Here is a 9,086-nt window from a genome sequence, read left to right on the forward strand (position 1 = left end):
CCCTACTCACTAAGAAAATCTAAGAAAATATATTTTGACATTAATTTGAGCTTAAACTTATGACAACAATCTCTACTTACGACCCAACTTTATTTGAAGGTGCAGCTTGGTACTACGCTCGTTATCGACCACAGTATCCGCCTGTGTTATTTGATTTACTTACAGATAAATTTAAATTAAATGGTCAAGGTAGACTACTAGATTTAGGCTGTGGTGCCGGATTAATCGCTATTCCTCTACATAATAAATTTCGCGAAATATTCGGTTTAGACCCAGATGCAGATATGCTGCAAGAAGCAAAGATTCAAGCTTTAGAATTAGGCGCAAATAATATTAGTTGGATACAAGATAGAGCAGAAAATCTCTCTCAAGATTTCGGTAAATTCCAGCTAGTCACAATTGGTAGAGCTTTTCATTGGATGCAGCGAGAATTACTTATAGAACATATATACAATTTACTTGCAAATGATGGTGGGCTAGCTATTATCAAAACCTATGAAGACCCTTGGAACAGCGACCACCCTTGGAAGAAAACAGCAATTGCTGTTGTACAAAGTTGGTTAGGTGAAAAACGCCGCACAGGTGAAAGTGGTCAAGGTTTCTGGAAACCCTTAGCTGTTTCTCATGAAGAAATTATCGCTAAATCGTCATTTAATCGCCAAGAAAACTTTGAAGTTAAATACGAAAAATCTTGGACTATTGACTCCTATATTGGCTATCTCTATTCCACAGCTTTTTGTTTACCATCCTTTTTTGGCTCTGCAGAAAATCGCCAAAAATTTGAAGCTGAACTCAAACAATCTCTGCTAGCAGTAGAGCCTACGGGAACATTTACAGAGGAACTTCCCATTACTGTTATCGCTGCTTGGAAAAATTAGGTTGCTTAGTAGGGGCGGGTTTATGCGAGATGAACCCGCCCGTATAGCGATCGCTATCAGTTTATCGTTGATTTAATTATAAAATTTTGTAATTTTGAATTACAAATCACAAATTTTAGTTAACCCATTACTTACTAATAGAACATCCATGAAAGTTACTTCTTCTACTTCTAATAATTTATCAGCAAGGCAAACAATGAAAAAACAGAAGTTAAAATATCAATTCCTGAAAAATCGCCAAATTCAAGCCTTGATTCCCTGGTTAGTACCTTTATCTATCATTCTAGTGTGGCAAGTACTATCTTCTATCGGTGTAATTCCTACTCGCATTTTACCTGCACCTTTGAGTGTGGTAGGTGCAGCGATTCATTTAGCTCAAACTGGCGAATTGTTTAAAAATATTGGTATTAGTGCTGCTAGGGCAATTTCTGGATTTTTGGTTGGTGGTAGTATTGGCTTTACTTTAGGCTTAGTTAATGGCATTTCTCCAATTGCTGAGAAATTGTTAGATACTTCTATTCAAATGTTGCGTAATATTCCCAACTTAGCCTTAATTCCCTTGGTGATTTTATGGTTTGGCATTGGTGACGAAGCCAGATTATTTCTCGTATCTTTGGGCGTAATGTTCCCAATTTATTTAAATACTTTTCATGGTATTCGCAGTGTAGACCCAGGATTAATTGAAATGGGCAAGGTTTATGGTTTAAATACTTGGGGATTATTTTGGCGAATTATTCTTCCCGGCGCATTATCTTCTATTTTGGTAGGCGTGCGTTTTTCTTTAGGGATTATGTGGTTGACATTGATTGTTGCAGAAACCATTGCTGCGGATTCTGGTATTGGTTATATGGCAATGAATGCTAGAGAATTTATGCAAACAGATGTGGTGGTATTAAGTATTTTGCTATATGCCTTATTTGGAAAATTAGCAGATGTAATCGCCAGATCATTAGAAAGTTATTGGTTGCAATGGAATCCCAGTTATTTGAAGGGTTAATGAGGGTTGTTGACGGTTGATTGTTAACAGTTGACTGTGGTTACTTTGCTCCCATGTTTGGCATGGGAGTTTTTAGCGTAAAAGGCTGGAAATGCAGATTGCGAGACGGAGTCTTGTCTTCTGATCAATTGAGGCAGAGCCGAATGGCACTAAGAAAAGTCGAAACACATGTGGTTAAGCAGTTTGCAACTGCTTTCGTAATTGATGCCGGGGTTTGGTCATCAAAGGGTAAGCTTTTGGGCGACGTTTGCGAACTCGGGGTTCACTTCTACCGGGGCGATCGCTCACAGTCTTGTGGGCAATAACTTTAAGTAAAGTGCAATAAATTCGCTGACGTTTTATTGAAGTTGCGGTTAATAATCCGGGAATAAAGTTATTTAAATGATGACGAGTACCTTGGAGTGATAGGCGTAACGGGGGAGTACCGTAAGTAGTTCCTGCCGACCACATCAAACTACGCAGTAGATTGTAGGCAAGTAAATAAACGAAAATTTCTTTGCGTACCATTGAGGGCGTTTTACAGCGTAAAACATCCATACCCAAGGTAGTTTTGAGATGTCTTAAATCTAGCTCAACATCCCACCTCTGACCGTAAAGCCTAACAATATCCAGAGTAGAATAAGTTACTTTATCTAATAAAGTAGTGATTAAGCTAACTCTTTGAGTACGAAAACCAGGAATAACAATGTAATAGTAAATCTCTCGCACAGTTATGGTTTGGGGTAGAACATCAAATTCATCTTTGCTCAATCCTTTGGGGCATATCTTAGGTTTGTACCAAGTAACTAATTTATCGCATTCTCCAATAATTTTGCCTTTTCGCATGGAAGTTTTTCGAGCTTGATGCTTACGAAATACGGCATCACAATTGATGTTTTTAATAGCAACAATATCGGCGTAAGTGCAAAAATCTCTATCCCCTAAAAGGATATCTAAGGGATTAAGAAACTGATATAATTGGCGAGCTAGTTTAATATCATGAGTATTCAAAACATCTATAACTAAGGCAACAGCAGCACCTGTTGCTAAACTAAATAACACACCAATTTTGGCAATTGGAAATCCACATCCAGGGTTTTGAGTTTGCGGTTGAGGGTATTCTTTCTGGTTCTCTACAGTGTCAGGCATGGAGACTGTAGAACCGTCTATTACTAAGACATTTCGACCACACCATAAATGTTCCGTCGTCACTTTCTTTGATAAATTTTGTGCAGCCTGAATAAAAAGGTTTTCTAATAACTTTTCTGGCAATCTAGACCGTGCTTGGCAGTAAGCACTTGTATCAGTTGAAGGAATTTTTACTCCTTCTCCTGTTAAATAGGCGATTATTTTACTCACGGCATTGTGGCAACTTTTATCAGTATCTAAAACCTGAGATAAAAATGCCCATAGTGTTACAATTGGGTCGAATAGTCGCTTCTTATATTTAATTTTTAACTCCCAGAGGGCTTGCTCAATTGCCGAGTATGGTAACAATTCTTTAAAAGGTAATCCCAGACTTTGGTTAAATTTATCCTTGAGGATTGTCACACGATTTGTCACAGTAGTAGTATTCTCTGGCTTACTTGTATCAAAGAAAGTATTTCATGAACGAGTAAGCTTTTTCTACTTACAAAAATTTTTACACACCCCCTACATACTTGTTTCATCCATTCTACTCTAGAAGGGCGATCGCCCTTCAGGGGATACGTGATCGCTCCCTGGAGGGTACAAACTATCATCGCAAAGAAGGTTGAAACAAAGCGATACCTGCGGCACACTTCGTGAACGCGTCTCTACAAAACTGCATTAAGGACAATTTTCTGAGCCATCCTTTTATGGTTCAATAGCTTTAAAAGCTGTGGAGCTTGTTCCGCATAGCTTATAGCTTTTCTTAGTGCCATTCGATTCTGAATTAAATGAATGGTTGGAAATGTTGCGATCGCCTGAAGTAAGCGATCGCTTAGTGGCGGTAAAAACCCTGCAACACTTGGGCGATGAAGCGGCGATTGATGCGCTAATTGTCGCCTTACAAGACGAAAGCACCACCGTGCAGAAAATCGCTATTACGGCTTTATGGGAAATTGCTAATCCTGTCGCTGTTCCCGCCTTATTACCTTGTCTAGCTTCAGCAGATGCAGAAATTCGCAGCGAGGCGCTGTCAGCTTTGGGTGAGTTGATATCTTCTGAAGATTTGCTGCTGTTGTTAGATGCATTACAGCAACCGGATATCAACCTGCAACTAAATGTGTTAATTTTGTTGCGAAAGATACATGATGCTCAGTCACTCCCGGCGGTGCTATCCTTCTTTGAGTCGGAACATCCCCAGCTGCGGGAAGCTGCTGTTACAACTCTAAGCTATCTCAATCAAGTGCAGATATGCCCGCCAGCCTTATCTTTAATACGCGATCGCGATGAAAATGTGCGTCGTGCAACTGCGCTCACATTAGGGCATTTGGCAGATGCAGAGATAGTAGATTTACTGAGTCATGCCTTAAATAATGATACTGATTGGCAAGTGCGCCGTAATGCTGCCAAATCTCTAGCCTTTCATGCTGATGCTAAGATTATTCCTACTGTATTAATTGCGCTTAAAGATGAACATTGGCAGGTAAGAAAATTTGCCATTCAAGTATTACAGAAAATTCCCGATGTTCAGTCTTTACCCGCACTGATTGCAGCCTTAACAGATGAGTATTCAGATGTGAGAAAAGAAGCCGCGATCGCCCTTGGTAATTTGGGTACCACTGAAGCTTTAAACGCCCTGCAACAAGCCTTAGACGATCCCGATAGAGAAGTTAGTATTTACGCGCAAAAAGCTATTCAAAAAATTGGAGCTTTAACAAAAAATCAAGCGGATATACATTAGGAGTTTATCCGCCTTTTGAAGTAAATAGAAAGTTTTGATTTATTTAAGCCCAATTGCGGACTACAACAATCTTAAATTGACGTTCTTCGGGCAAAATATAATTAAAAGAACCATAGCGTTCTAAAGCCCAGTTGCGCAAGTCTTGAATCGCCAGAGGAAAAATATCATCAGGGATACTCCAAGCTGCACTTTGAATTTTATTCTCTTGGTTTTCTATTAATTTACCTACAGTATCTTCAACTCGCCATTGAGCAGCAATTTCAGTTTCTAAAGTTGCACCTTGTTGTTCTAATTCAGCTAAAACTTCTTCTTCAGTCGCACCGTAACGCGGAAAAGGATGACCATAACTTTGTAAAATAGATTTCCAACGCTCCGTAAATTCTCCTCTCAATGCATTCACTTCTAAAGCAGGACTAGTAGAGTTAGTCTGACCATGAGTATAAAGCAAAATACCACCTGGTTTCAGCACGCGACGAATTTCTGCTAGCGCTTGTTTCCAAGCAGCAATTAGATGAAAAACATGAACAACCAAAGCTACATCAAAAGAATCACTGTCAAAAGGTAAAGCTGTAGCATCTCCTTTAATTGCTGTTAGTTTATGAGATACACCCTCTAGTTTTTGGTGTAGTTCCGCTAACATTTTTTCTGAGACATCTATACCAGTGTAAGAATATCCTCTTTTCGCAATTGGTACAGCAATTCTTCCCGTACCAATTCCTGTTTCATAAAACTTAGTATCTGCTGTTGGCGAAACTAAATTAAGGATAAAGTCTGTGACTTGTTCAGAGATTCCTGGGGGAAGTCCTCTGGTAGCATCGTAAATATTAGAAACTCGATCGAATGAGACAGTTGTAGTCATATATTTGTCATTTGTCATTTGTCATTTGTCATTTGTCGTTGCTAAATACAGATGACTGATGAGTGTTAGAGGGAAATAGGTAATGTCATCACGGATTAAGCCCCCAAATTAAAATGCGCTTGTAGGGGAAGAAAAATGGACGTTCGTTTGGTAAAATGCTGAATAATTTTTGTTGATATCTGGCTACAAATCGCTCATAAGTTTGGGTATCTAACTGCGTTTCATAGGCGGTGAGTAACGTTCCCCGATACCATTCCACTACAGCTTCTCGCGATGGTAACAAATGCCCGTAAATTTGTAACTTTACTTGTTGTTTAACAAAGCCTAACTTATAAAGTAGTTTAGCATAAGCTATTGGAGAAAGTACTTCTAAGCGTCGCACATATCCATTTAATTCTTGACTAAATTCCTTTGCTGTCTCTACAGCTAACTGATGCACTGGCTCATCATCCATTGCAGGAATTTGTATTGCTAATTGTCCGCCTGGTTGCAGTTTGTCTCGTAATTTAGCAAATAATTTTTCATGTTCCGTTAACCACTGTAAAGCAGCGTTAGAAAATATAACATCAAATTTACCGTCTCCTGGGTTATCTTCAATTCTTCCTTGCTCAAAGCGCAATCCATTACCTGCAAATTGACTCGCTACAGATAACATTTTTTCAGAAGCATCGATTCCCAAAGTTTCTTTAGCTGCTAATGTTTCATGGAGATACTTAGTTAACTTTCCGGTTCCACATCCTAAATCTAAAACTCGTAAATTTTCTTGGGGATTTACCAAATCTACTAAATCGTAAAAAGGGCGACTTCTTTCAGCTTGAAATTGTTCGTATTGCTCTGGGTTCCATTTATCTGGCATTTTAATACCCTATTATTGATGTATGCCTAAGAAATTTGAGTTTTATATTTATTAAATAAAGTGCAGTTTCCCTAGTTTCTTTAAAGCAAAAAATAATGAAATGATATGAAATGATTGCAGCAGTATACCATTATCGATATTTTGAATTAACTTATCTAATTGCAATAGTTTTACATTTATAATTTCGGTTGGATCTAATTTTAAATCGGCTACAAGCTCTACATTTGTTGCTAAAAAGCAATGGATCAAGTTATTATGAGTTGCTGGATTCGGTGAGATTATTCCTGTCTCAAGAAAATTGTCGCTCGAATATCCTGATTCCTCTAATAATTCACGTTTTGCTGCTTCAAGTGGTGAAATATCTTCTGGTTCCATACAACCACCAGGTAATTCTAAAACTGTTTGTTGAATACCGTGGCGATATTGTTCAACTAACACCACTTCCTGATTTTTGGTTAACGCGACAACATTCACCCATGTTGAATATTCAAAAACATAAAAAGGCTCGACTATTTGTCCATCTGGCGTTTGACAAGTGTCAGCACGGAGTGTAAGCCATTTATCTTTGACTAGATATTGAGACTTTAATATCTTCCAATTTAAGAAATCCACATTTAAACCTCTTTTTGCTTCGGTACGAATTCGGTAATGTTAATCATACTGGTAACAATGAAACATGAGCAGAAACTATCTTCCATCCTTGCGGAAATCTATACCAAGTTTGGCTTTGTCTCCCAAAACGTTCTACACCATTGATAATGCGGCGAAATTCTAAAGTTACAGTTGCTGTATCCTTGCCAAAAGTCACAACTTTAAGATGAGAAATTTCGCGCTCAATTTTTGGGTTCACTCGAGAGGCGCGAAAATTGCGAATCTCTTCACTACCGTAGAGATTTTCTGTTACACCAAAACGTACTACTTCAGGTGCATCCCAAAATAAACTATCCATCACCTCTAAATTGTTATTAGCCAAAGCTTCTTCGTATTTAAGGTATAAATCCGTTACTTCAGCTACAACAGCAGGGTCATTTACTGTAGTCATTGTTGTTAATAATTTACGAACTCTGAATTATTTTGTCACAAAATGACCTATGTAGAACTGGCGAAAATCTATAGCATAAAAAACACGAATCATAGATTTTTTGATGTCTGTTGCCATACATCATCCCTAACCGTGAATAAAAAAGTAGATAGTCATGCTAAAGGCAACAAATATGACAAATTTACGAATTAATTGGGGTTTAAGTCTACGCGCATAATGAGCGCTGAGATATCCGCCTAAAGAACCACCCACAGCCATTAAAATCGCTTGTTCCCAAGCAAGTACACCTGCAAAAATAAAGGGGATAATGGCAATTCCATTAATACAACTGCCTAAAAATGCTTTAAAAGCGTTAATTGTATGAATATTTTTGATACCCAAAAACGATAGAGTAGCCAACATTAAAATTCCTAAACCTGCGCCGAAAAAACCGCCGTAAATTGCGATCGCTAATTGTGCCAAGGCAAGGTTAAATATAGGTACAGATTCCGGCGTTGACTTCTGACTCTGAAGCTGCAACCATCCTCTGAGAGTGTCGCCAAAGGTAAATACTAGGGTTGCTGATAGTAGTAGATAGGGGATGAGCTTTTTAAACACATCTGCCGATGTATAGAGTAAAGCTAAAGAGCCAATAATTCCACCTAAAAAGCTTATGCCACATAACAGCAAAAAAACTTGCCGTTTAATCCCCAAATCTTTGCGGTAAGCTCCAGCACTAGCCAGAGCAGCCACCCAAATTGCGGTATTATTTGTAGCATTCGCAATAATTGGCGGTACTCCTGTAAAAATCAGCGCGGGAAACGTAATAAAACTTCCACCACCTGCAACAGCATTCAGTCCACCTGCAATAAAAGCGGTGCTGAATAGAAGTAAGGTATGGATAATAGTTAAAGATGGTGGCATTATTTTGAGTCACAAATTAGGAATTATCAATTTGGGAATATCTTCTGGAGAATGAGCAATCCAATCAGCACCGTGAGTTGTTAATTCTTCCTCGCTTCCGTAGCCATAGGTAACGCCAATGGTTGCAACTTTATGCAGCTTGGCTCCGATCATGTCGTGTTTGCGATCGCCTACCATGATAACGGTAGAGGGTGAAAGCTTCTCTGTCAGTAAAATATGCCCAATTAAGTCGCCTTTAACACTGCGGGTTCCATCCAGTTCGCTACCGTAAATCCCATCAAACAAAGGCGATAAGCCGAAATGTTCAATAATGCGGATGGTATAAATATAGGGCTTAGAAGTAGCAATAAAGGTTTTGTAACCGTAAGCACGCAAGGTTTTCAGGGTTTCGGGAATTTGGGGATAAAGCAGATTTTCAAATAATCCAATTTTGGAAAAGCGATCGCGGTACAGTGAAATAGCCTGTGTCAGTAACTTCTCATCAGTCGTTTTCAATAACAGCGAAAAAGTATCTTGAATTGGCGGGCCGATATACCAAATCAACTCATCAACATCTGGTGGTGTATAACCTAGTGGTCTGTCCCATTAATTTTGCTGGGTTGGATAAATCTTTGAAAGCTTAACTCTTGCATCTTCTGTACGAAAACGCCAATCTACACAAACCTGATTAAGATTGCGATCGCATTCCCAAATTGAAACCTCT

At 38.7% G+C, this 9,086-nt stretch carries 9 protein-coding genes and 1 pseudogene; 3 read left to right on the forward strand and 7 right to left on the reverse strand.

The window, feature by feature from the left end; all coding sequences use genetic code 11:
* The first annotated feature begins 59 nt into the window (after nt 1-59).
* Nucleotides 60-878 (forward strand): class I SAM-dependent methyltransferase, encoded by an 819-nt coding sequence (locus H6G08_RS34200; RefSeq protein WP_190551337.1) that lies wholly within the window; start codon nt 60-62, stop codon nt 876-878.
* 196 nt (nt 879-1,074) lie between these two features.
* On the forward strand, nt 1,075-1,875 hold the full coding sequence (gene ssuC / locus H6G08_RS34205; protein WP_190636282.1) for an aliphatic sulfonate ABC transporter permease SsuC: 801 nt from the start codon (nt 1,075-1,077) through the stop codon (nt 1,873-1,875).
* Between the two features lie 174 nt (nt 1,876-2,049).
* Here the strand turns inward: ssuC and H6G08_RS34210 are convergent, their stop codons facing one another.
* Nucleotides 2,050-3,417, reverse strand: a complete 1,368-nt coding sequence (locus H6G08_RS34210; RefSeq protein ID WP_190551341.1) for an IS4 family transposase — start codon at nt 3,415-3,417, stop codon at nt 2,050-2,052.
* A 370-nt stretch (nt 3,418-3,787) separates the two neighbouring features.
* Between H6G08_RS34210 and H6G08_RS34215 the strand changes: the two genes are divergently transcribed.
* Entirely contained in the window at nt 3,788-4,723 is a 936-nt protein-coding gene (locus tag H6G08_RS34215) for a HEAT repeat domain-containing protein (protein WP_190551352.1), read from the forward strand.
* 43 nt (nt 4,724-4,766) lie between these two features.
* On the opposite strand, the gene H6G08_RS34220 is transcribed toward H6G08_RS34215, so the two are convergent.
* The 6 genes and pseudogenes from H6G08_RS34220 to H6G08_RS34245 all read right to left on the reverse strand — a co-directional run.
* Nucleotides 4,767-5,600 carry a class I SAM-dependent methyltransferase gene (locus H6G08_RS34220; protein WP_242046395.1) on the reverse strand — a complete coding sequence of 278 codons (834 nt, stop codon included), beginning with the start codon at nt 5,598-5,600 and terminating at the stop codon, nt 4,767-4,769.
* 70 nt (nt 5,601-5,670) lie between these two features.
* Nucleotides 5,671-6,438 (reverse strand): methyltransferase domain-containing protein, encoded by a 768-nt coding sequence (locus tag H6G08_RS34225; protein ID WP_190551343.1) that lies wholly within the window; start codon nt 6,436-6,438, stop codon nt 5,671-5,673.
* A 51-nt stretch (nt 6,439-6,489) separates the two neighbouring features.
* Nucleotides 6,490-7,050, reverse strand: coding sequence for an NUDIX hydrolase (locus H6G08_RS37890; protein WP_190551345.1), 561 nt, complete (start codon nt 7,048-7,050; stop codon nt 6,490-6,492).
* 43 nt (nt 7,051-7,093) lie between these two features.
* On the reverse strand, nt 7,094-7,480 hold the full coding sequence (gene hpxZ / locus H6G08_RS34235; RefSeq protein ID WP_190551347.1) for an oxalurate catabolism protein HpxZ: 387 nt from the start codon (nt 7,478-7,480) through the stop codon (nt 7,094-7,096).
* Nucleotides 7,481-7,606: 126 nt separating this feature from the next.
* Nucleotides 7,607-8,383, reverse strand: a complete 777-nt coding sequence (locus H6G08_RS34240; RefSeq protein WP_190551349.1) for a sulfite exporter TauE/SafE family protein — start codon at nt 8,381-8,383, stop codon at nt 7,607-7,609.
* 9 nt (nt 8,384-8,392) lie between these two features.
* Nucleotides 8,393-8,941 (reverse strand): annotated as a pseudogene (locus H6G08_RS34245) (HAD hydrolase-like protein); the annotation flags it as partial.
* Nucleotides 8,942-9,086 lie beyond the last annotated feature (145 nt).

This window comes from Calothrix anomala FACHB-343, from assembly GCF_014696435.1.
Classification (GTDB): domain Bacteria; phylum Cyanobacteriota; class Cyanobacteriia; order Cyanobacteriales; family Nostocaceae; genus Aulosira; species Aulosira anomala_A.

Coding starts and splice junctions, on each gene's coding strand:
- H6G08_RS34200 (WP_190551337.1), top strand. CDS start 60: ATGACAACAATCTCTACTTACGACCCAACTTTATTTGAAGGTGCAGCT.
- ssuC (WP_190636282.1), top strand. CDS start 1,075: ATGAAAAAACAGAAGTTAAAATATCAATTCCTGAAAAATCGCCAAATT.
- H6G08_RS34215 (WP_190551352.1), top strand. CDS start 3,788: ATGTTGCGATCGCCTGAAGTAAGCGATCGCTTAGTGGCGGTAAAAACC.
- H6G08_RS34220 (WP_242046395.1), bottom strand. CDS start 5,600: ATGACAAATGACAAATATATGACTACAACTGTCTCATTCGATCGAGTT.
- H6G08_RS34225 (WP_190551343.1), bottom strand. CDS start 6,438: ATGCCAGATAAATGGAACCCAGAGCAATACGAACAATTTCAAGCTGAA.
- hpxZ (WP_190551347.1), bottom strand. CDS start 7,480: ATGACTACAGTAAATGACCCTGCTGTTGTAGCTGAAGTAACGGATTTA.
- H6G08_RS34240 (WP_190551349.1), bottom strand. CDS start 8,383: ATGCCACCATCTTTAACTATTATCCATACCTTACTTCTATTCAGCACC.